Origin of the sequence: Acidithiobacillus ferriphilus, from assembly GCF_028215975.1 — a bacterium.
GTDB classification, from domain to species: domain Bacteria; phylum Pseudomonadota; class Gammaproteobacteria; order Acidithiobacillales; family Acidithiobacillaceae; genus Acidithiobacillus; species Acidithiobacillus ferriphilus.
The window spans coordinates 1,684,223-1,705,913 of sequence record NZ_CP116458.1 but is presented as its reverse complement, the minus strand read 5'-3'; the positions used below and the strand labels follow the sequence as shown (position 1 = coordinate 1,705,913).

The 21,691-nt window shown below is 57.4% G+C and carries 24 protein-coding genes; 5 read left to right on the top strand and 19 right to left on the bottom strand.

The features are described 5' to 3' along the window. Positions 1-241: 241 nt before the first annotated feature. A complete protein-coding gene (locus PJU76_RS08670) occupies positions 242-1,405 on the bottom strand; it encodes a CmpA/NrtA family ABC transporter substrate-binding protein (RefSeq protein ID WP_271779199.1) in 1,164 nt (387 codons plus the stop codon). A 243-nt stretch (positions 1,406-1,648) separates the two neighbouring features. On the opposite strand from PJU76_RS08670, the gene PJU76_RS08665 reads away from it, so the two are divergent. Further along, entirely contained in the window at positions 1,649-2,338 is a 690-nt protein-coding gene (locus PJU76_RS08665; RefSeq protein ID WP_215859783.1) for a Crp/Fnr family transcriptional regulator, read from the top strand. Between the two features lie 126 nt (positions 2,339-2,464). Here the strand turns inward: PJU76_RS08665 and PJU76_RS08660 are convergent, their stop codons facing one another. From PJU76_RS08660 to PJU76_RS08650, 3 genes are all read right to left on the bottom strand, one after another. Further along, positions 2,465-2,857: a DUF488 domain-containing protein gene (locus PJU76_RS08660; protein ID WP_271779198.1), complete on the bottom strand. Its 393-nt coding sequence runs from the start codon at positions 2,855-2,857 to the stop codon at positions 2,465-2,467. Between the two features lie 92 nt (positions 2,858-2,949). Continuing rightward, entirely contained in the window at positions 2,950-3,396 is a 447-nt protein-coding gene (locus PJU76_RS08655) for a glycine cleavage system protein H (protein ID WP_271779197.1), read from the bottom strand. Further along, entirely contained in the window at positions 3,393-3,851 is a 459-nt protein-coding gene (locus tag PJU76_RS08650) for a hemerythrin domain-containing protein (RefSeq protein WP_271779196.1), read from the bottom strand. Before PJU76_RS08650 ends, PJU76_RS08655 begins: the two co-directional genes overlap by 4 nt. Before the next feature lie 104 nt (positions 3,852-3,955). Between PJU76_RS08650 and PJU76_RS08645 the strand changes: the two genes are divergently transcribed. Further along, complete coding sequence (locus tag PJU76_RS08645; protein ID WP_215849168.1) at positions 3,956-4,201, top strand: thioredoxin family protein; 246 nt, start codon at positions 3,956-3,958, stop codon at positions 4,199-4,201. A gap of 18 nt (positions 4,202-4,219) precedes the next feature. On the opposite strand, the gene PJU76_RS08640 is transcribed toward PJU76_RS08645, so the two are convergent. Together PJU76_RS08640 and PJU76_RS08635 are read right to left on the bottom strand one after the other, a co-directional pair. After that, positions 4,220-5,203 carry a 2Fe-2S iron-sulfur cluster-binding protein gene (locus PJU76_RS08640; protein ID WP_271779195.1) on the bottom strand — a complete coding sequence of 328 codons (984 nt, stop codon included), beginning with the start codon at positions 5,201-5,203 and terminating at the stop codon, positions 4,220-4,222. Positions 5,204-5,266: 63 nt separating this feature from the next. Next, entirely contained in the window at positions 5,267-5,728 is a 462-nt protein-coding gene (locus PJU76_RS08635) for a globin domain-containing protein (protein WP_271779194.1), read from the bottom strand. A gap of 377 nt (positions 5,729-6,105) precedes the next feature. On the opposite strand from PJU76_RS08635, the gene PJU76_RS08630 reads away from it, so the two are divergent. Continuing rightward, complete coding sequence (locus PJU76_RS08630) at positions 6,106-7,029, top strand: LysR family transcriptional regulator (protein ID WP_271779193.1); 924 nt, start codon at positions 6,106-6,108, stop codon at positions 7,027-7,029. Here PJU76_RS08630 and PJU76_RS08625 read toward each other — a convergent pair. Both PJU76_RS08625 and PJU76_RS08620 read right to left on the bottom strand, forming a co-directional pair. Beyond that, positions 7,026-7,295 carry a hypothetical protein gene (locus PJU76_RS08625; RefSeq protein ID WP_271779192.1) on the bottom strand — a complete coding sequence of 90 codons (270 nt, stop codon included), beginning with the start codon at positions 7,293-7,295 and terminating at the stop codon, positions 7,026-7,028. The two genes, PJU76_RS08630 and PJU76_RS08625, sit on opposite strands and share 4 nt — an antisense overlap. 61 nt (positions 7,296-7,356) lie before the next feature. Then, positions 7,357-7,581, bottom strand: a complete 225-nt coding sequence (locus PJU76_RS08620) for a hypothetical protein (protein WP_271779191.1) — start codon at positions 7,579-7,581, stop codon at positions 7,357-7,359. A gap of 204 nt (positions 7,582-7,785) precedes the next feature. On the opposite strand from PJU76_RS08620, the gene brnA reads away from it, so the two are divergent. Continuing rightward, positions 7,786-7,944: a type II toxin-antitoxin system BrnA family antitoxin gene (gene brnA, locus PJU76_RS08615; protein WP_215849165.1), complete on the top strand. Its 159-nt coding sequence runs from the start codon at positions 7,786-7,788 to the stop codon at positions 7,942-7,944. A 69-nt stretch (positions 7,945-8,013) separates the two neighbouring features. Here brnA and PJU76_RS08610 read toward each other — a convergent pair whose 3' ends face one another. From PJU76_RS08610 to PJU76_RS08585, 6 genes are all read right to left on the bottom strand, one after another. Then, on the bottom strand, positions 8,014-8,412 hold the full coding sequence (locus PJU76_RS08610; RefSeq protein ID WP_271781003.1) for a type II toxin-antitoxin system VapC family toxin: 399 nt from the start codon (positions 8,410-8,412) through the stop codon (positions 8,014-8,016). A gap of 11 nt (positions 8,413-8,423) precedes the next feature. Beyond that, entirely contained in the window at positions 8,424-8,660 is a 237-nt protein-coding gene (locus PJU76_RS08605) for an antitoxin (protein ID WP_064218244.1), read from the bottom strand. A 662-nt stretch (positions 8,661-9,322) separates the two neighbouring features. Next, a complete protein-coding gene (locus PJU76_RS08600) occupies positions 9,323-10,123 on the bottom strand; it encodes a DUF2628 domain-containing protein (RefSeq protein ID WP_271779190.1) in 801 nt (266 codons plus the stop codon). Positions 10,124-10,295: 172 nt separating this feature from the next. Beyond that, positions 10,296-10,826 (bottom strand): DedA family protein, encoded by a 531-nt coding sequence (locus tag PJU76_RS08595; protein ID WP_271779189.1) that lies wholly within the window; start codon positions 10,824-10,826, stop codon positions 10,296-10,298. 250 nt (positions 10,827-11,076) lie between these two features. After that, positions 11,077-13,617 (bottom strand): DNA mismatch repair protein MutS, encoded by a 2,541-nt coding sequence (gene mutS / locus PJU76_RS08590; RefSeq protein WP_271779188.1) that lies wholly within the window; start codon positions 13,615-13,617, stop codon positions 11,077-11,079. A 117-nt stretch (positions 13,618-13,734) separates the two neighbouring features. After that, on the bottom strand, positions 13,735-14,427 hold the full coding sequence (locus PJU76_RS08585) for a Bax inhibitor-1/YccA family protein (RefSeq protein ID WP_271779187.1): 693 nt from the start codon (positions 14,425-14,427) through the stop codon (positions 13,735-13,737). Positions 14,428-14,658: 231 nt separating this feature from the next. Here PJU76_RS08585 and PJU76_RS08580 point away from each other — a divergent pair, with 231 nt between their 5' ends. Then, on the top strand, positions 14,659-15,321 hold the full coding sequence (locus PJU76_RS08580; RefSeq protein ID WP_271779186.1) for a putative quorum-sensing-regulated virulence factor: 663 nt from the start codon (positions 14,659-14,661) through the stop codon (positions 15,319-15,321). Here the strand turns inward: PJU76_RS08580 and PJU76_RS08575 are convergent. From PJU76_RS08575 to panC, 5 genes are read right to left on the bottom strand one after another with little or no spacing between them, the layout of a single operon-like run. After that, positions 15,294-15,920: a class II aldolase/adducin family protein gene (locus PJU76_RS08575; RefSeq protein WP_271779185.1), complete on the bottom strand. Its 627-nt coding sequence runs from the start codon at positions 15,918-15,920 to the stop codon at positions 15,294-15,296. The genes PJU76_RS08580 and PJU76_RS08575 overlap by 28 nt on opposite strands. Before the next feature lie 8 nt (positions 15,921-15,928). Next, entirely contained in the window at positions 15,929-16,321 is a 393-nt protein-coding gene (locus PJU76_RS08570; RefSeq protein WP_271779184.1) for a Smr/MutS family protein, read from the bottom strand. Positions 16,322-16,337: 16 nt separating this feature from the next. Then, entirely contained in the window at positions 16,338-17,021 is a 684-nt protein-coding gene (locus tag PJU76_RS08565) for a YoaK family protein (RefSeq protein WP_271779183.1), read from the bottom strand. Further along, on the bottom strand, positions 17,021-20,854 hold the full coding sequence (locus PJU76_RS08560; RefSeq protein WP_271779182.1) for a DUF3683 domain-containing protein: 3,834 nt from the start codon (positions 20,852-20,854) through the stop codon (positions 17,021-17,023). The genes PJU76_RS08565 and PJU76_RS08560 overlap by 1 nt, the downstream gene beginning before the upstream one ends. Next, on the bottom strand, positions 20,851-21,690 hold the full coding sequence (gene panC / locus PJU76_RS08555; RefSeq protein WP_271779181.1) for a pantoate--beta-alanine ligase: 840 nt from the start codon (positions 21,688-21,690) through the stop codon (positions 20,851-20,853). Before panC ends, PJU76_RS08560 begins: the two co-directional genes overlap by 4 nt. Position 21,691 lies beyond the last annotated feature (1 nt).

Here is a 21,691-nt window from a genome sequence, read left to right as displayed (position 1 = left end):
TCGTTCCAAAACGCTGTCCGTCGGTGAACAGTGCTTGTGGGTCTTTAAGCAGTTATCATGCCATTATTTGTATAGTGCCGCCGAACGTGCCGGCGCCGTGCCGTCGTGCGGCATATTCATAGGCTTTTCTGTCAAAGGACCACAAGAATGCGGGGGGTGCGAAGCTCTCCGGGAGGCGCGTGCGATGGGCAATACCAGTGCGGATGCACCAAAATTTCGCGTTATCATGGTGCAAGCGGCTTTACGGCAACACGCCGCTCCCATCAAAAATGCGGCTGGCACCCATGCGGATCGTGCCCCCCTGATCATCCGCCAGCAACCAGGGCTGCGCTTCGCCGCCCCAGGCGACGAAATCCTCTTTCGGCACGGGAATCCGCAGGGCATGCGCCGCCTGCCGGTATTCGACGCTGCGATACACCCGCGGAATGAGTATCGCGGCATCCGCGCCCGCCGGCCATTGACCCACTGCCTGCATCTGCCGCACCAGCCAGTGCGCATGGGAATGCCAGGGAAAATTCGCTGAATAGCGCGTAAACACATGGAAATCCTCCCGTTGCGGTAAGCCCGGCACCGAGCCGGTCAGTGCCAGTGCGACGACTTCAGCAGGCACATCAATGGCCGCCGCCACCCAAGGTGCTGCCTCCAGCCGATGCTGTGGATCATCCAGCCAGTGCCCTGCCGCCAGAACTGCGCGAATCAGGGCCTGATGTACCCCAGGCTGCGCCAAGGCCCAGTCCTCGCGCACGGCGAGCACCTTTTCCATCATGTTGTTCCAGAGAGCGTAACTGCTGACGATGGGCATTCCCACTCCCTCCACCGCGGCCAGAGTTCCCCAGGGCTCACCAACACAGTAGCCATCGATCTCGCCGGCGCGCAGCGCCTCCACCATGTAGCGCGGTGGCACCACGCTGATCTGCACCTGCGTCGCCGGATCAATGCCCGCCGCCTGTAGCCAGTGGCGCAGTTGATAATGATGGTTGGATACCGGCGATACCACCGCGAAGCATAGTTTGGTGGCAGGATATGCCTGAATGACCTGGTGCAAAGCGGTGGCCGCCAACAGGGGCTGGTCTCCGCCTGTCAGACCTACATCCGTCAAACGTTGGTGCAGCGCGCTGCTCACAGTGATCGCGTTGCCGTTCAAGGACAGTGTCAACGCCGTTATCACCGGTATTCGCGGTGAGGCGATGCCCAGTGTCGCCGCCAGCGGCAGCGGTGCCAGGGCATGCGCTGCCACCAGATCACCGAAAAGTAGATGGTCACGCAAACTCGCCCAGGACGGTTCCCGCTGTAAGTCCACCTGCAGACCCTGTTCGGCAAAGAAGCCGCCCTCGCGGGCTACAATCAGCGGTGCGCTATCGACCAGAGCTACATAGCCAATGCTGAGAGAGTGTTCATGCGCCATGATAGATTCTCCAAAATAAGCGACGCCTATAAAAAATCCTCGCGGCCTAGAATCAGGTAGCGAGGACGTCGTTGTCCAGAACGTTTTAGTCAAGGCAATAAATACGCCAACCGTTTCACTCGCGCCGCCAGCTGGAATTTCATCTGCGTAGTTCCTGACATCGGTCATGGTGGTTGACGTCGAACAAGTGGCAAGAGATGCTGATCTTTCTGCCCGTCCCATATTCTGGAGAAAGTGCTGCCCATGGAGAACAACAAGGAGGCGTTGCTCCCCCGCCTACGGCAAACCCCGCTCTTTGCCGCCTGGCCAGAGGATGTCATCGCGCCGCTGCTGGCGCAGTCCCGACCGCTGACTCTGGAGTCAGGGGATATCCTCTTTGCCGAGGGGTCGTCAGCCCGATCCTTCTATTTCCTGGCATCGGGGCGAATTGATCTGATTGCGGCGGCGGCGACCGGGCAGGAGAAAATTGTCGAAATCATCCAGCCCGATGACCTTTTCGCCGAGGCGGTGGCCTTTCTCGGTGGCCGTTATCCGGTGACGGCGCAGGCCGATGTTGCGACCACGGTGCTGGAGATTCCACTGGACCTCTTCGTCGAGAGCCTGGAGCAACGGCCATTGTTGATGCGCCAGATGCTGGCACGCCTCAGTATGCGCCTACATTTTCTGGTCAAGGAACTGCGTCATCTGAGTGTGGAATCGGCGGAGCAGCGGCTAGTGAGTTATCTGCTGGATCTGTGCCCGATGCTAAATGGTCCCGCGGCCTTCGAACTCCCTGCCAGGAAAGCGGCGGTGGCGGCGCGTTTGGGTCTGGCGCCGGAAACCCTGTCGCGGGTGTTGACCCGCATACGTAAGGCCGGACTCATAGAAGTGGAACGCCGGATGATTATTATCCCCGACCCGCCTGCTCTACGGCGCTGGGCCGAAGGGCATTGATCCGCGCGATCCGCGTCAAGGACTGGGCTGCTGCACGCTTTTACAATAATCGTGCGACTTGGTTAGGGTCGTTTGCAGCAAACAGCCGAAAAGTGTGGGTGCGCAGCCTTTGGGCGAGCTGGCCGCTTAGGCACTGCCGGAATCTGACCCCGCGAATGCCCGTAAAAAATCGCGGAGCACCAACGCACCGTTGTGCTCTTGGTCGTGGGCAGCGTAAAGCAGGATAACAGGTGCCCCGGCGGCTTCGGCCAGCAGCGTCAGAGCGGCTTCTTTCCGTGTGGCCAGTTCCGCCAGGTAGCGGCTGCGGAATTCGTTCCAGCGCTCGGGATCGTGGGCGAACCACTGGCGCAGGGCGGTGCTGGGGGTGAGGTCTTTGGGCCAGGCGTCCAGCGAGAGGTCGGCCTTGCGCACGCCACGAGGCCAGAGGCGCTCAGCCAGTACGTGGTAGCCCATGGGAAGGGGACGTACATATACGCGCCACGTCGTGATTTCAATGTGCTGAGCGCGGTCCGAAGTCATTTTATGTCCTTGCTCGCTTATTTAGGTTATCGTCCTTTTGCAGGCGGAGCGCAGAAGATGAAAATAATCCAGCCCCGTATACTTTAATGCCCTCACTCAGAGCAGCGCATACACTGCACATCGTAACGCTTTATCCAGGCTTCCAGTGCTTCAATAGCTTCGGGTCCGGTTTTAACATTATCCAATGCATGTTGCGGATCATCGGGTTTTATCCGGGCGATCCAGGCGTCGCTATAGGGGGCAACATTAATCAAGTGCGAATCTTCTAGCAGCGCTTCATTGCGGGCTATGACTTCACCGGCAAATGGTACTGGTACGCCGCCAGCCCATTTACCACTTTCCAGTGTGGCTACATGCCGTCCGGCATCCAGATGGGTGCCGATTTTTTTAATTCTGGCCTTTTGTAAACGCCCCGACATGGTTTGGGCGGGATCCGTGATCCCAATAGTCAGGGTGCCATCATCTTCTGGGCGCAGCCATACATAGTCGAGATCGTAAAACAGATCCTCAGGCAATTCACAGCCGTGATATTCACTCATGATGGCGTCTCCGCTTCACAGGCCAGAATGTGTTTACCCGCTGCTTCACCACGATCCGGTAAGGCGGCTGCGAGATAGGGATAGAGTTCCGTCTCTTCCTTGGCATCGTGTTGTTTGAGGATGGTTTGCACAGTGCTCAGCAGATCGTCGAAGCTTTCCGCGTCCTGATCCTGGATGGCTTCAGCCATTTCCTCAAAAAATATCCGCAAATCCTGATGGCCCTTACGTAGCAACGCGGTCAGTGGGTGATCGTCACCACCCTCCTTACGCTCGAAGGCTGGGAAAAGCGTGCTTTCTTCCACCATCATATGGCCATCGACAAGCCCGTGGCGGAATACCTCCAGTAAATGGACCGCCTCCTGCCATGCTCCAGTCGAAACAGCGTGCGCGCTCTGTTCCAATAGCTGATCCAGGCGTTCATGGTCGTGTTGCATGATTTGGTCTATATCGGCCATAACGTTCTCCATGGTGTGGGAAATGATGTTGGGCGGCGTGAGCCGTGCTAATATTTGAACGTGTACCCACAATGCTAGACTAGTATCCTTAGATAAGGCGAAATATGAAAGTACAAATACTGGTTTCAAAATGGTGTCCTGTTTGCCCCCAAGCAGAAAAGGTTTGGAAAGAAGCATCCCAGAAAATGCCTATGGAGCTGGAGGTGCTGGATGTCGCTGATCGTGAAGGGCGCGAAATAGTCAGCAACCTGCGTATTAAGACCGTTCCGGCCATCGTGGTGGATGGCGCCCTAAAGACGGTAGGTGCGCAGCCTTTGGGCGAAGTGCTGAAGATGCTCGGCGCATCATAAACGCGGTATCGTAGAACACTATCCATTAGGCGCAAAAGCATCGAAGTGAATATGGTCATGCTGCACTTCATGAGAGAGTAGCAGATCGATGGCGGCTTCTATCATGCCAGGGCCACCGCAGAGATATACTTCATGATCCTTCCAGTGACCGCTGGCGGCAACAGTGGGCAGGAGTCGGTGGGCGCCGGTCCAGGAAGTGTCTTGCGTATCAGAAAGTGTCGGTGTGATGGTGATATGCGGATATTGTTGTGACCATTTGGCCAGTTCTTCCAGATGATAAAAATCGGTCTGTTTCCTGGCCCCGTAAAAAAGATGGATTGGCCGGGTTCGGCCTAAAGCGATGCTTTCATGAATAATGGCCTCAATGGGAGACAGACCGGTTCCGGCGGCAATGCAAAGCATACCTCGGTCATTATCGGAATGCAGGGTAAATTCGCCTTGTGCACTACCTAGCATTAATTGATCGCCGATTTTTGCCTCGTGAAAAAGCCACTGACTAAATATGCCGCCGGGTAATTCACGGATATGAAATACCAGTGTTCCGGTGGAGTCCGGCGGCGTCGCCATGGAATAAGAACGCCACTGATCCGGATGCCCCGGTATCGCGATGCGGGCATATTGCCCGGTTCGGTAGGGATAAGGCCGTTCCGGCCGCAGCCGCAACTCCAGTACATTCCAGGCCAGTGGCGTGAGCCGGGTAATCGCGGCCGTCCAGGTGTCTTTCGGAACCACCTCGGCACGCAAGCGCAGGTCACTGCGTGGATACAGTTTACAGAGAATGGCCATGCCGGCGGCGCGTTCCGTAGGTGGGAGCAGCAGTGGCATAAAAGGCCCTTGTTCGCTGTCGCCGGACAAAATGGTGCCTTTGCAATCACCACAGGAACCACTGGCGCAACCATGTTTAATGGGAATTCCGTGCTGTTTCGCCGCTTCGACAATATTTTGGCCGGCATCCGCCATAAAGCGGATGCCGGATGGTTCCAGACAGATTTCATATTTCATAACAGGCATACCTCAAAATAATGGCGTACCTGAGCAACCGGTACGCCAATGGCAAGGTGTCGATCAGACGGCGGCAGGTACGTCGTCGATGGTCACCGGGACGAAGCGGGAAGGGGCCATGGCCTCGTAGGCCGCCTCAATGCAAACGCTGGCGGCCAGGTTATAAGCCTCAATCCAGGATTCCGCCATTTCCTGTGTCCAGGCCGCACCCAGGAAATGCTTCAGGGTATTGAGCAGGCTTTTGCCGACGATGGGGTAATGTTCCGGACGGGTATCGTATTTAATGTGCCCGATACCGAGTTCTTTCAAATAAGGAACCAGCACTTCCATGGTGTCGATATTGGTGGCGATCAGAATGACAGAATTGAATAGACGTATCCGTTGCTCCGTCATGTCCCCCGGAAACATTTTCCGCACTTCCGGGTAATGGGTGAACATATAGTCATAAAAATGCGCGGCAACCGGAACGCCTAAGTCCTTAACCGCCGCGCCGCTGGATTTGATGAGTTGGATATTGATAGCCATCTGTTGTTGCTCCTTCTGGTTGAACCATGGATTTAACTTTAGTAAAACGCCGTTCGTTTTGTGAGTATGGCCGGTTGCCTGTGCGCATTCCTTGACTTCGGTCAAGTTTGGCTTGCGTCAGCGCCGACCCGCGCGTTCTATCGCGAAGGGTGGCGGTGGCGCGTTGCGGTAATGTCGTAACTCATTTTCGTATTATAGAAGCCTGGTATCCTCGATCTGGTGTGGCGGTGAGCGCTGGTATCGGGGCGGTCATATGGAGGGAAGATGTCATGGGTGCTTGCATTTGCTATTTTCCAGAAGACACTGTGATAATACGGCCCGTTAAAATATAGGTCAAATTGGAAATTTATAACTAACCTATAGGGAATATCAGATATATGGATACTGAGCTTTTGCTGACTTTTCTGACGGTGGCCCGCTCCGGGGGGATCAGCGCTGCGGCCAGGGCACTGCATCGCAGTCAGCCGACGGTGACGGAACGTTTACAGAAACTCACCCAGCACGTGGGGGAACCACTCACCATGCGCAGTGGCCGCGGTATTCGCCTCACGCCGGCCGGGGAGGCGTTGCTTGCCACCGCGCAGCGGCTACGCGATGTGGTCGACGAATTTGACGACATTGTGTTGCGCCGACAGCGCTTGCAAAACGGGGTGTTGCGCATTGCCGCGACCAATACGGTGGCCAATTATTTCCTGCCGCAACGTTTGGTGGCCTTTCAGCGCCAGTTCCCCGATGTGGAACTCCAACTGCGCGGCGGCGTCATCGACTGGTCAGACATTTCGTTGTCCGACTGGGATTTGTTTTTTCTGGAAGGCGAACCGGATCTGGAAGAGTTACCCTCCTACTATATGGTAACGCCATGGTTACACGATGAAATAATGACGATTTTCCCGGCGGGGCACCCGCTGCTGGCACAAGACGATCTCAGCCTGGAGAGCCTCATGTCCTATCCCATAATCTGGCGGGAACGTGCCTCGGGCATTCGGCGCTCCGTGGAGCAGGTGTTTCGTGAAGCGCGCTTGATGCCCAAACAATCCATCGAAGTGACCGGTGTCGAGGCGGTCGGAGCCGCCGTGGATGCAGGATTGGGTATCGGTTTTGTGACCGCCGCAGCCTTGCGCCGCCGAAAAGACTGGCGCGTCAATGCACGCCGCTTACCGGCACCACACGGCATTCAATGGACGCTGTATATGGCCAGACCGCAGCCCCTTTACCAATCCCATACCATCCAGGCATTTCTGCAATTTCTGGATGCGGATGCAGTGCATACTTCAGACACCGCAGCCGCATTGCCGCGTTAAGCGTCCTGCACTTCTTCCGTCGACGCGGTTACGGGGATCATGGACTCCGCCGCGTCTATTACCCCACGCTCGGCCTCCAGCACATCTCCCTTGGCACGTTCCCGCTCTACCAGGCTGATGATCCGGGCCACCTGTGCGGGTTTTACCGCGAGGTACTCGGCTATTGCCTTGATGTCTTCCTTCAGTTGCGTCTGTATGGAGTTGACGCCCTCCCGGCGATTGATGATGTCTTCTATGGCCGCGCGGGCCTTGTGATCCAGTTCCAAAGTAACTCCCTGATTTGCGTGTGTGGTCGATCCTAAAGCCATTTTTGTCTGACGCAGTTTATCACGGTCGCACGGTGAAAGGCTCCGTGGCGGGTCGATTTTGCGCGACGCGCTGGAAGGTGGCCGTTTGCTGCGACTGTTGAAGTACCACAGACTCCATAGCGGACGTGGGGCAGGGCTGATAACCTTTGTCCTGATGTCCTAGCCAGAGGCCAAGCAGTGTGCCAAAGACCAGAATGCCCGCCGTCTTGGGCCACAACTGCGATGCAGAACGATGGGGTGCCATGTGATGCCTCCTTCGGTGATTGCTGTATAAACATACAGTACACGCTGAAGGGGCTCATGGCAAGTGAGGCACCCTGAATCTTATGGGCATATTCGCGACATGCTGATTCACGACAATCAGTTCCCGCAGTCGTCGTCACCTACAGGGATGCAACTATTCGACTTGTTTCTGTTCGTCGATCACGAACTGAGGAGGCAGCACTATATGAAAGCTAAAACGTTCGATAAACAGTTTGATGAGGGTGTTGATATTACCGCTGCTCTGGAGCTATCCAAGGCGAAACGCGTGTTGCAGGAGCAAAAGCGCGTTAATGTCGATTTTCCTACGTGGATGATTGAATCATTAGATCGAGAACGTAGTTGATCCGGATGCCGAGGATCAACAAAACCACTTGGACAAACTCGACAGGGAGACAGGATTTCGTTGAAAGGGCTATTGCGCACCGGATGACAACCAGTTCTCGATCATGACGCCGGGATATTTGGCAAAATCCCTTGTGTTGTTGGTAACGATCGTCACGCCTAGCGCGACGGCATGGGCGGCAATGAGCTTATCCAGCGCATCTCTCTTGCTTTCGCTGGTTGCCTGCCGGATCGGGCCATAGGCAACGCCAGCCAGTGCATCGAAAGTGATCACCGGGATGTCTTCTGTCAGCGCCGCAAGGTTAGCCCGTTCGCGATCAGGATCTGCGGAAACGGCAACGCCATATTCCAGTTCTGCGTAGGTAATAGCCGACATCACTACGTCACCTACATAGCACTGAGCGAAACGTTGAGCGACTTTCTCAGGCTGATGCTTTATCAAGTAAATACACATATTGGTATCGAGCATGTAACGCGGCATCACAGCGTGTCTCTCTCGGTTTGTTCCTGGTCGCCACGACCATCCGCCATAAAGTTGGGGGAGAACCGGGCAAACTTCGACAGCACGCCGGCTAGCGGGCGGTGGGCGGGGCGAATGCGGATTTCGTCGCCTTCCCGCTCGATTTCCACTTCTATGTCGGAGCGCTCATAGGCTAGATCGGCAGGGATTCGCACTGCTTGCGAATTGCCGTTTTTGAAAACGCGAGTGGTGTGCATGGTAGTCTCCAATAAGTATGTACCATGTGTGTACTTTAATCCAGGGCAAGGCCAAAGTAAACACACGAATGTACAAACTGCCGGGCTCATTATAACTACCAGTTCAGACTGTAGACCAATCCCGTCTGTATTGGCTTGGGTTGGGCGGCCTGTTCGGTTCCCCAGGTCTTGACTGAAGCCAGCAGTACATCACCTCTTTTGAGATAGGACAATCCTCCCCTAAAGCCAACTTTGACAGGCATACCCGCCGCCGAGAGGATCCGGTTGGCATAAAAGGCATGGAAGAGCGCCCCCTGTCCGGGATCATAGGAGAATGGTGACCGCCACAACGCCCATGGCTAAGGCGGAGAGTTTGGGCAACCGCATACCAGAATCCTCATGACTGTTTCCTGCTCTGGCATAGCGGGCCGGCAGGGCGATCGGCGGGTGTAGGGGTGGTGGGCGATCGCGATGCGTGACTTCTCTACCAACCTTGCATTTGTGTAGCAAAAATGTACTTTTGGCTCATGAAGATAACTGTCCTCGATTGGGATATCTGGTTCGGCCAAAATGCGTAAATCATGACTGTTCAGCGACAAAAAGGTGTTATCCGAGCGGAAGCGGCTTCGCCCGCGTGAACCTCCGAGCGCGCTACCTGCGTGAGACTGTGTTACCCAGCATCGTCAGGTGCAAATTGTATGGCACGGGAAGCCCTGACACTTCATTCCAAGGGGGCTCTGCCTATCGGTGGCGCATCCTTGAATTCGGACCTTAGTCCCCGCTCCCCAAATCCCACCATGGTGGTCGCTCTTGTTGCGCTGTTGGCCAGAATACAAACAAACACGGACTGGAAAGAATCCCGTGGAGCTTTTCAACGAAACCTCCAATGCTTCTGGCTGTTGCGTGCCAAACAATGGAAAGGCGCGGTTTCCAACTTCCAGCATGCGGCCCACGCCAAGTGAGTTATTGTTTTTTGAGGCGCCATCATGGACGGCGGGGTAGATGGCCATATTGGGCAATGGCGACACATAGAGGAAAAATGACCATAAAACCAAAATCGTTCCACCTATCCATCGAGTCGCATGGCGACCATCGCGAAGATTGTTTTGGTGGTCTGCCGGCAGCGACATGCCAATGATGGTTGCTTCATGAATATTTTTTGCGCGAATCATGCCGGGCAGACGTGTATATCCTTGTCGTATTAGCTGGTTTCCTTTCAAGCGGTTCCCGAAATAACCCAGTAGAGCTTTTGCCATCCAGGCGGAAAAATTGACGGTCATCCATAAGGATGGCAGATGATGGATAGCGGGGAAGTTCTTGTAAGGCATCCACGCGAAAAATGAAAAGGCCGCGATATTCAGGAGAAAAAAGAATATTCCAACACCCCACAATCTTTTGGCGAAGGCCCAAACCCAGGTGAAGAAGAATCCTGGGTAGGAGAATCCGTCCTTGACAGCAACAATATCAGTGTCTTTGCGGTACATCCTATAGATTCTCATGATCTCCCTTTTCGGCACTGCTCAAAGCACCTGCGGGTTTCAGTTGGTGGAGGGCATGCAGGTGGTCGTCCCAACGATGATTCAGAAAATAGATGCTGCGTCCCCGGCAGGGTCCACCATATGTGCCAAGTCGTGAGCCAAGACCGACATAAGGCTGCTAGGCGGGAATCTGTGCCGCCAGCATATAGGCTCCACCGCTCCATGCGCACACCCACAATATGCCGCCGACCGCGCTCCAGATCGCAAAGACCGGAAATCCCATTTCCGCACTGCCGGCGATGTAGCCCTGTAACTGGCGCAGTGGCACGATAAAGCGGCCGATGGCTACGACTGGTGCACCGAAACGATGAAAAAAATGATGGACTCTGTCCACCATGGACGGTTTGATCCAGACGTGGTGACCATACCGCAAAAGCCCCTTGTGCCCGTAACGCGCACCCAAAGCGTAGGCAACGTAGCCACCCAAGACGGCGGCTAGAATGCCCAGCGGAATGACCAGCCAGATCGGAAATACGCCTTTGGCGGCCAGAAACCCGGCGGTTACGATGACGGCCTCCCCGGGTGCGAAAACAATGCCCAGGTTTTCGATGAACAGGATGCCAACCAGGGCCCACAGCCCATAAGTGTGGAGCATGGGCGTTGCCGTGGTAATCAGATAGGTGAAAGTGCTAATGAACCAATGCATCATAAGCCACTGCGTCGCGTCGAACTTCTTCAGTTATGTCGGAGGCAAGCCCGTCAACATGCGGAATGGACCCTTCCTTCATGCCGATACTTAGATTATTTTGGGTGGCGAAGCGTAGCAATTTCGCCCGGTCCGATGGTCGGAATTTCCACCTGTCTTGAAGCATTACGCCTTCAATAACAATGAGCATATCTGGTTTCCCCCTGTTGTGTGATAGTGGACGATCAGGTTTCTGTGCGTGTCTCAGCCTGTTTTATTGTGCCAATTCTTTGAGTGTATAGAGCAGATCCAGAGCCTGCCTGGGGCTGAGTTGGTCCGGTTCCAGCTGACTTAATCGATGCACCGCCGGATGTGGAGCGACCTGGAAGAGGGGCAACTGGGCGGGTACTGTATTGCTGACCGATTGCTGGGCGATGTCTTCCAGTTGAATGAGTCGTTGGCGGGCGCGCCGTACGACTGAATCTGGAACCCCGGCAAGCTTGGCAACCGCCAGTCCGTAGCTCTGGGTGGCCGGACCACCCTCCACCCGATGCAGGAATACGACCTGATCCCCTTGCGTCAAAGCGTCGAGATGGGCGTTACGCAGGCCGGGAAGATCCAATTCCGTCAGTTCAAAATAGTGGGTGGCGAAGAGCGTGCAGGCGCCCCGTTCCACCAGTGCCTCGGCCGTGGCCCAGGCGATGGAGAGGCCATCGTAAGTGGCGGTGCCTCGCCCGATTTCATCCAGAATCACCAGGCTTTGGGCCGTGGCGAGATGGAGGATGCGCGCTGTTTCGCTCATTTCCACCATGAAGGTGGAGCGACCACCAGCCAGATCGTCGGCAGCGCCGATGCGGGTGAAAATCTGGTCGATGGGGCCAATGATGGCTTCGCGGGCAGGTACCCAGCTGCCGATGTGGGCGAGCAGGACGATGAGCGCTGTTTGCCGCATATAGGTGGATTTGCCGCCCATATTGGGACCGGTGATAAGCAGCATCCGCTGCTCTTTATCAAAATCGAGATCGTTGGGCACGAAATTGCTGCCGATCTGGGCTTCTACGACGGGATGGCGGCCGTCGCGGATGTGTAAAAGCGATTCTGTGACGAAATGCGGGGCATACCAGTGCAGGGTGATGGCGCGTTCGGCCAGCGTGCTGAGACCATCCAGTTCGGCGACGGCGGTCATGGCGTCTTGCAGGGCCGGCACTTCGAGGGCTGCCGCTTCCAGGATTCGCATGAAGAGCAGGCGCTCCCGATTCAGGGCCAGGCTCTCTGCCGAGAGAGCCTGATCTTCAATGACTTTCAGGGCGTCATTGATGTAGCGTTCCGCGTTCTTGGTGGTCTGGCGGCGGCGATAGTCGTCAGGAATGGGTCCTTGGTAGCTGCGGCCGATTTCTATGTAAAAGCCATGCACCCGATTGAACTGGATTTTGAGTTGGGCGATGCCGGTGCGCTGGCGTTCCTGCTGCTCCAGATCACGCAGCACCTCCTGCAAATTCTGGCTGAGTTGCTGCAGTCGATCTAACTCGGCATCGTAACCGGCACGAATGTAGCCGCCATCCCGCTGGGTCATGGGCGGGGCATCCACTAAGGACTCTTCCAGCAGCGTGCGGAGAGCGGCAAAGAGCGCTATGCGCTCCTGATAAACAGTCAATGCAGGATGCCCTGTTTCTTCGACGGCGGTGCGCAGCGTGGGTAGCGCCTGCAAGGTGCTGCGAAGTTGGGCGAGATCACGGGGGCTCGCCCTATTCAGGGCGACGCGGGTGAGAATGCGTTCCGCGTCCGCGATACCATGCAAGGCCTTCTGGATGGCGACTGGTCCGCTACCTTGGGTGAGCGCTGCGACGACTTCCTGACGGGCTGCAAGCACGGGTCCCTGGCGTAGTGGTCGCAGAAGCCAGCGACGGAGCAAGCGGGCGCCCATGGCCGTCTGGGTTTTTTGCAACAAAGTGAGCAAAGTGGGACCGTTCCCTTGCAGGCTTTCCACCACTTCCAATGCCCGCAAGGCGGTCGCGTCCAGATAGAGCTCTTCTTCAGTGCGCTCCGGGTGAATTCGCTGAATTTGGGTCAGATTGCTGCGCAGTTGGGTCTCGGCATAACTCAGGAGTGCGGCGGCGGCGCGTAGGGCGAGGGGCCAGTCGTTGCACCCGAAACTCGCCAGTCGTTCCCCAAAATAGCGTTCAAGTACTGCCTCGGTACGCCGCATTTGAAAGCCGGTTTTCTCCAGGAGTTGCAATTTTTGCGGATCGATTCCGACTGGAAGCGACGTATCTTCCGGGGCGATGATTTCTGCGACGGGACGCCGCGCTATGGCATCTGCGATGGCGGTGTCGGCCACCTCACTCACCATGAGGCGTCCTCCGGCGGCATCCAGCCAGGCCAGGCCACAACGCGGACCGTCCGGACAGAGGGCCAGGAGCAGAGGCTCCTGGCCGGCATCCAATAAGGCACCGTCAATGATGGTACCGGGGGTGATGACCCGCACGATGGCGCGTTCCACGGGACCTTTGGCGGTGGCCGGATCGCCAATCTGCTCACCGATGGCCACCCGTTCACCCAGACGCACCAGTTTCGCGAGATAGCCATCTACGCTCTGGACGGGTACCCCCGCCATGGGAATAGCCTGTCCTGCGCTTTGTCCACGGCTGGTGAGGGTGATGCCGAGGAGGCGGGCGGCTTTTTCAGCATCGTCAAAGAATAGCTCATAGAAATCCCCCATGCGATAGAAAAGCAGCGCATCCGGGCATTGTTCCTTCAGCCCGAAATACTGGCGCATCATGGGGGTGTGGTTTTGCAGAGGAGTAGGATCAGTCATGGTTTATCAAACGGGAAAAGGCGATGTCTGACATCCCCGATGGCGATATGGCAAACACTTGCGTGCCATGCGTTCAGAAAAACCGTCCTTCCCAGCGATGCAGGAAGGACGCGGTGATTAATTGCGGTTGCCCCCGAAGATTTCGAGCAATGCCATGAAGAGATTGATGATATCCAGGTAGAGGCCGACGACAAGCAGGACAGGCTCTTGAATGCCGCCGCGAATCATACGCTGGGTGTCAAAAAGGATCAGGCCGCTGAAGACCAGCACCAGTACGCCGGCAATGGCCAGTTGCAATGCGGGGATATGGAGCAGGAAGATGTTCAGCAGAGAGACCACGATGGCCAGCACCAGGCCGGTGATCAGGAAGCCGCCGATGTTGCTGAAATCCCGTCGGGTGGTCAGGGCATACGCGGACAGTCCAACAAACATGGCCGCGGTAGTACCCAAGGCCTCGGCAATGATCGAGGCGCCACCCGGCATTCGCAGATACGTCTCAATGGCCGGGCCCATCATCATGCCCATGCCGCCGGCGAACAGGAAAACCAGGGGAACCGCAAGGGGACTGCGGTGCGCACCGGTGTACTGCACCGCAAAGAGCAGGGCAAAGGAACCGATCATCAGGATGAAGGGATGCTGGTAGGCGAATGCCGAGTGCATGCCATACAGCGAGGCAACGGCAGACACCACGAGGGTGGCGGCGAGCAGTGCATAGGTTTTGCCCATGAGTGCGCCAATGGATCTGCCACGGCCAACTCCTGCCGGATTCATGCTGTCTGGAAACTGGTACGGGTTCTGGTCCTGGTTCATGTTTTGACTCCTGTGAACTAACACGTCGACATGATAACGTAAATTACGTATTTTTACTCTCCCCTGTATGAATGGGGTTGCCAGATGAAAAAAGCAATGTCCGGATAAAGCGGTAGTGTAAACAATGAGCTGTTGTGTTTTTCGCAGGGTTCCATCGAGCATGGGCGCTTGCCCATTGCGAAGCAGGCAATTACCCTGCATTTTTTCGCCGGATCCGGGATGAGGTTTTGTATGCGCGCATTGATTTTTGATACCGAAACGACGGGCCGGGTGGAGCCTGATCTGATTGAGGCGGCCTGGCTGGCGGTGAGCGATCTGAAGACGCTGGCGGTGGAGGAACAGTTTGTGCAGCGTTACCGACCGGCTAAGCCCATTGAGATGGGAGCGATGGCGGTACACCATATTCTCGAGGAAGATCTGTTGGAAAGCCCACCCGCCAGCACCTTTCAGTTGCCTGAAGACACAGGGTATCTGGTTGGTCATAGCATAGATTACGACTGGGGGGTGATCGGTAAGCCCGACGTCAAGCGCATCTGCACTTATGCCATGACCCGCAAGCTCTGGCCAGAGGTGGATAGCCATTCCCAGTCGGCATTGATGTATCACTTCAGCAAGGATAAGCACAAGACCCGGGATAACCTCAAAAACGCTCACTCCGCACTGGCGGACGTGAAGTTTTGCCGGATTCTGTTGAACAAGGTCATTCTCTCGGTGCGACCCCATTCCTGGGAAGATTTATGGGAGTTCAGCGAGCGCGCACGGATTCCCGAGACGATGCCTTTCGGCAAGCACAAGGGTGTGAAAATTGCCGATCTGCCCGATGATTACCGACGCTGGGCCCTCAATAATCTCACCGATATGGACTTCTACCTGCGCAAGGCGCTGGAGGCCTGAGCTTCGGCAACGGCGTTTAACAGCACGGCGCCGATCTCCCCGGCGTCATGGCCCGCGGCGATGAGCCCGTCTTCGTGGCCGGCCATCCGGATGAGCAGGGGTAACCGACCCTGTCCGGCGAGGTGAGATAGGGCCAAGGCCATGGCGGGGGTGCCGTATTCTGCAGCCAGAGGGGTGGCTGGCAACCCCAGAACCGCGGCTTGTTGCCAGAGCAGCGGATCATGAATGTGGAAGACCCAGAGAATTTCCGGATGGGCGTCATAGCAGGCCGCATGGCTGAGGGCTTCTGAGGAGGGTGGCTGTGGTCCCTCGGCCCCGAGTTGGTTGTGGACAATATCCCAGCGGGTGACCTGACAGAAATGGTCGGGTGTTAAAGTGGCGAGGTGACCGGTTTGGGTGGCAGTGATCAGAAAACCGCCGTCGCAACGACAACTCACGTTACCAAAACCGATGCCGCCGTAACGGGCGGGATCAGCACCAATCAGGCCGTGGGCATGTAGTACATCGCGCCAATGGCTGAGCAGGCGCCGGTCTGGACAGTCAATGACAGGACCCGCCTGCCAGTCCAGGTGAAATTTGCTGACGCCTTCCTGAGCCATGTTTATCCTTAGCGTTTAACGAAAATACGTTGCAGCAGACGATACCAGCCGGGTGCCGATTCCAGCATCCGTGCCTTTGAAGCCGGTACACTGCGGGGTGGTAAAGGAACGCCCGGCGGATAAATATCGACCAGGGTTGCGCCCCAACCGCTGCGGTCACTGGCCAGACGAAAATTCCGGACCATGGGCTCGCGGCGGAGCAGCGTGTGGACGGTTTCGCGCAGCACGCCTTTGCCTTTGCCATGGATGATACGAATTTCCGTGAGTTGGGCGGCGCGGCAGGCCCGGAGATATTCGCGCAGCAGGTCGGGTACCTCCTGCGGGCGGAAGGCGTGCAGGTCGAGCACGCCGTCGAGGGGTGTTTGTGCGGGGGGGTGTGTCTCGGTGTCAGAACTTTCCATAGGGCTGCGCTTGCTCTCAGCTCGCCGCATCTGCTGTGGGGCGCCAGTACATCCAGAGGGCCAGAGCCACCAAAATGGCCGGTAGGGTCATAGCCAGCACCGGCATAATCATCAGCAGGAATGCGAAGACCACGGCACCCCCGAGATAAGCGAGCAGAGCGGCCATCTGTTGGCGCAGGGCAAAGGGCAGGGGCCGGTGTTTGTGGATACTTTGAATGAAGACCAGCACGATACTGGTCAGGGTGTTGGTGAAAACCACGGACGGGACCCCGGCGACATCGATCAGTCGTGCCGCCACGCTCTGCATCCCCATGCTCATGGCGGAGAAAAGGATCAATGCATAGAGCGGGATACCCCCCGGCGGAAAGCCCCACCGCAACCAGCAGAGTGCATAAAGCGCTAGGAATACGACTTCCAGACCTAGTATCCGGCGCAGTCCAAAGCGGCGTTCTTTCCAGGGTGCGGCGATGGCCACGCCACTGATGAATCCCAGAAGAGCGGTGAGGGAATGGGTGGCCGAGAGCAGGTGGCCTTGGCCGACGGCGATGCCAAAGAGCGCGAGGTTGCCGGTCATTGCCGAGGTAAACACCATATTCAGCTTGAGGAACGCGACGATGTCTGCCGCGCCAGAAGTGGCCGAGAGCAGGTGCATGGAACGGTCCGGTTTACCCAGTCGCTGGGGTGGTGGATTGGCAGCCATCAGAGCAAGACTCGCTCAATACCTCCCTGGCGAGCGGCGTCGATAAAACCCTGCTGCCACTGTGCGCCGAGGATTTTACGCGCCAGTTCGACGACGATGTAGTCGGTGTCGAGACCCGTGTCTTCGCGATAACGTTCCAGGCCCTGCTGGCAGGCCGGGCAACTCGTGAGTAGTTTGACGTTGCCGTTCTCCGCGCGCTCTTTACCGGTGAGTTGGAGGATGCCCTCCTTGAGTACCTCCTCCTTGCGGAAGCGCAACTGGGTCGCGACGTCCGGGCGGCTGCTGGCCAAGGTACCGGCTTCGCCGCAGCAGCGGGCGGAGTCCAGCACCTGTTGCCCGAGCAACTGTGACGCCACGGCCTGGGGTTTGTGCGTCTTCATGGGGCTGTGGCAGGGATCATGATAGAGATACTGCACGCCCTTTACACCGTCCAGCGCGACACCCCGTTCCATCAGATATTCATGGATATCCAGCAGGCGGCAGCCGGGAAAAATCTGCTGGAACTGGTATTGCAGCAGTTGGTCCATGCAGGTGCCGCAGGACAGGATGACCGTTTTGATATCCAGATAATTCAGGGTGTTGGCGACCCGGTGAAAGAGCACCTGGTTGCGTATCGAAATTTCCTGACCTTTGTCTTCCTGCCCGCCCGCCGTCTGCGGATAGCCGCAGCAGAGATAGCCTGGTGGTAGTACGGTTTGTGCGCCAACATGATGCAACATGGCTAGCGTCGCCAAGCCGATCTCGCCGAAGAGCCGCTCACTGCCGCAACCAGGGAAATAGAACACCGCATCGCTGCCGTCCGTGACCTTGGCGCTGTCGCGGATGATAGGGACCGTCTTGTCGTCGACAATGGCGAGGAGTTGACGCATGGTTTGCGCACCCATCTTGGTGGGCAGGGGTTTGCGCAGGAAGTGGATGACTTCGGTGCGTATCGGCGCTTTACCGGTGGTGGCCGGTGGCGGCCCCTTGGGCAACAGCGGTCTGGCGATTTTGTGGGCCAGGGCTTGTGCCTTGTACGCGGTTTGTAGGACGAACCGCCGCAGAAAGTGGACTTTGCCGGGTTCGGCGGCATTGAGATAGCTCATGGCCAGCCGGGTGCCGAGGTTGAAGGACTTTTCACCGCGCGCCCGGAGAATGTTACGCATGTGAATGGAGACCTTACCGAAGTCGATATCCACCGGGCAGGGCGTCTCGCACTTGTGGCAGGTGGTGCAATGGTCGGCCACATCGTTGAGGGCGGCAAAATGTTGCTGAGAGACGCCGCGCCGGGTCTGCTCCTCATAGAGAAAGGCCTCGATGAGCAGGCCGGTGGCAAGGATCTTGTCGCGCGGTGAGTAGAGCAGATTGGCGCGGGGGATATGGGTCATGCAGACCGGCTTGCACTTGCCGCAGCGCAGACAGTCCTTGATCTCACGATTGAGGGCACCCAGCTCGCTGGCTTCCAGCAACAGCGCTTCCTGTTCCACCAGTTGTAAAGAGGGCGTATAGGCAGTTTCCAGCCCGGAGCCCGCCAGCAGCTTGCCCGGATTGAAGAGGCCGTCCGGGTCCACTTTGGCCTTATAAGCCGCGAAAGCGGCAATTTTTTCCGGTTCCAGCCAGCGCATCTTGGTGATGCCGATGCCGTGTTCGCCTGAGATGACGCCGCCCAGTTTCTGGGCGATGGCCATAATCCGGTCCACCACCCGGTCGGCCTCGTGGAGCATGGCGTAGTCGCTGGAGAACACCGGGATGTTGGTGTGGATGTTGCCATCGCCGGCGTGCATGTGCAGGGCGACAAAAAGACGGGCACGGCGTACTTCTGCATGGATCTCGCGTATCCGCGACCGCACGGCAGCGAATGCATCGCCGGCGAACAGCGCCTCCAGCGGCTTGCCGACGTGCTCCCGGTAACTGACGCGCAGGGCACCGCGCAGCAGGAGACCGGCCAGGGTATCATCGGGATGCACGGCGGACAGCATGTGCGCATCCAGTAGTTCCGGATGCTCCATGGCCAGCATGTCCAGCTTCTCCAGCAGCGATCGCCAGCGCTGACGCGTATTGCTGATCAGTGCCTTGGCGGCGGACTTTTTGGCGTCGACGATGGCCTGATCTTCGCTGCTTTCTTCATAATCCTTGGCTTTGCGGATTTCTGCGAGATCACCGGAGACATATTCCTCCAGTGCGCTGAGGCTGGCCAGTTTACTGCTGATGGACTGCTCGATATTGATACGCTCGACCGCGCGGCTATACTCCGCCAGCCTCTCCAGAGGAATGACCACATCTTCATTGATTTTGAACGCATTGGTATGGGCGGAAATGGCGGCGGTGCGGCTGCGATCAGCCCAGAATCGGCGTCTTGACTCGGGCGTAGTGGCGACAAAGCCCTCACCGCCTCGGGCGTTGGCAATACGTACCACCGCCGCCGCTGCCGCACCCGCTGCATCAGGGTCATCGCTGGCGATATCCGTGAGCAACAGCATCTTCGGACGTTCGTGGCGGGGGGCCTTGTTGCTGTACTTGATGGCTTTGAGATAGCGCTCGTCCAGGTGCTCCAGGCCGGTGAGCAGGACATGCTCCAACCCCTCCACGTAGGATTTCACTTCGATGATGGCTGGTACCGCGGCATCCAGATCGGCGCCATAAAACTCCAGACAGACCGTGCGCACATGAGCTGGCATTTGATGGAGCAAGAAGCGTCCGGAGGTGATAATGCCGTCGCAGCCTTCTTTCTGGATGCCTGGTAGACCGCCGAGAAACTTGTCGGTGACATCCTTGCCCAACCCGGCCTTGCGGAAGCTGGCACCGGGCAGGGTGAGTACTTCCGGCTCTCCGAGCGTTGTATGTCCATCGGCGGCAAAGCGATTCAGGCGAAAACGGACCACCGGCTGATCGTGAATTTTGCCGAGATTATGGTCCAGGCGCTCCACTTCCAGCCAATTTCCATCGGGGGTCACCATGCGCCAGGAGAGCAGGTTGTCGAGCGCCGTACCCCAGAGCACAGCCTTCTTGCCCCCCGCATTCATGGCGATATTCCCGCCGATGGTAGAGGCGTCCATGGATGTGGGATCGACGGCAAAAACGAGGCCTGCCGCATCGGCCGCGTCGGCCACGACCTTGGTGACCACACCTGCACCCGCAAAGATGCTGGGGACAGGGCTGCTCAGGCCCTGCGGCGTGACCATTTCGATCACCGACATTTGTTCCAGCTTTTCGGTATTGATGACAGCGCAGTGGCGACGCAGCGGAATGGCACCGCCGGTATAGCCGGTGCCACCACCGCGCGGGATGATGGATAGCCCAATTTCGCGGCAAACGGCGACCATGCGCTGCACCTCGGACTCGTCGGCGGGATAAAGGACGACGAAGGGTAATTCCACACGCCAGTCGGAGGCGTCAGTGACGTGGGCGACGCGGGCATAGGCGCTGAAGTTGACATTATCTTTGCTGGTGATTTTGAGCAGACGGCGCTCCGCCTTCTTGCGCAGCGCCAGATCTTCATCAAATTGCTGGGTAAAGTTGCGCACCGCGAGGCGAGCGCTCTCCAGCAAGCGGATCACCAGCGGATTGCCTTCAGCGCGATCGGCGATATCGTTCAGGCGATGTGCCAGGGCATCCCAGAGGGCTTGGCGGCGATGCCGATCCTGTGCCAAATCATCCTGGATGTAAGGATTGCGTTGCACCACCCAGAGATCGCCCAGCACTTCAAAGAGCATCCGTGCCGAACGTCCGGTGATCCGTTGTTCGCGCAGATCTTCCAGCAGCCGCCAAGCATCCATCCCGATCAGGCGGCGGACGATCTCGGCGTCTGAGAATGAGGTGTAGTTGTAAGGAATTTCGCGCAGGCGAGTGCTCATCCGGAAATTATAACATTGTCGATGAGCCGGGTCTGCCCCAGTCGTGCAGCCGCGAACCAGCGAGCATCAGGTTGCGGAGTGGTAAGTGCCTGCAAAGATTGGCCATCGCGCAACTCCAGATAGTCCGGCAAAAAACCGGCCTGCTCCAACCTTTCCCAGCCTGCCGCCGCAAGACCAGGCACATCTGCGCCGCTGATACTGCGGCGAGCAAGGTCGAAGAGTGTTGCCGCGAGCAGCGGTGCAACCTGCCGCTCTGCCAGGCTCAGAAAGGTGTTGCGCGAACTGTAGGCGAGCCCGTCGGGCTCTCTCTGTAGGGGCCCCGGCAAGACCTGCACATTGAGGTTCAAGTCAGACACCATCTGCTGAACGATACGCAGTTGTTGATAGTCTTTCTCGCCAAGAACGAGTATTTCTGGTGAGGCCATATGCAGCAGCTTGTTGAGTACGGTGCAGACCCCGACGAAGTGACCGGGACGGCTGGCCCCGCAAAGCACCGTGCTCAAGCTGCGCGGCGGCATAACGACGCTGATATCCTGACGTCCTCGCGGATACATCAATCCGTCATCAGGGGTAAATACGGTCTGGCACCCCGCTTCTTGCAGACGCTGCAAATCCTGATCCAGGGTGCGCGGATAATTCGCAAAGTCCTCCTGGGGTCCGAACTGCAACGGATTGACGTAGATACTGACCAGCACCTGTTCGGCCCGGGTGGCGGCGAGTTTCACCAGCGCGAGATGTCCATCGTGCAGATTGCCCATGGTGGGCACCAGGGCCAGGGTGCCACGCAGATTTTGACGCCATTGGCGCAGGCCGGCGATATCCTTGAATATCGCCATG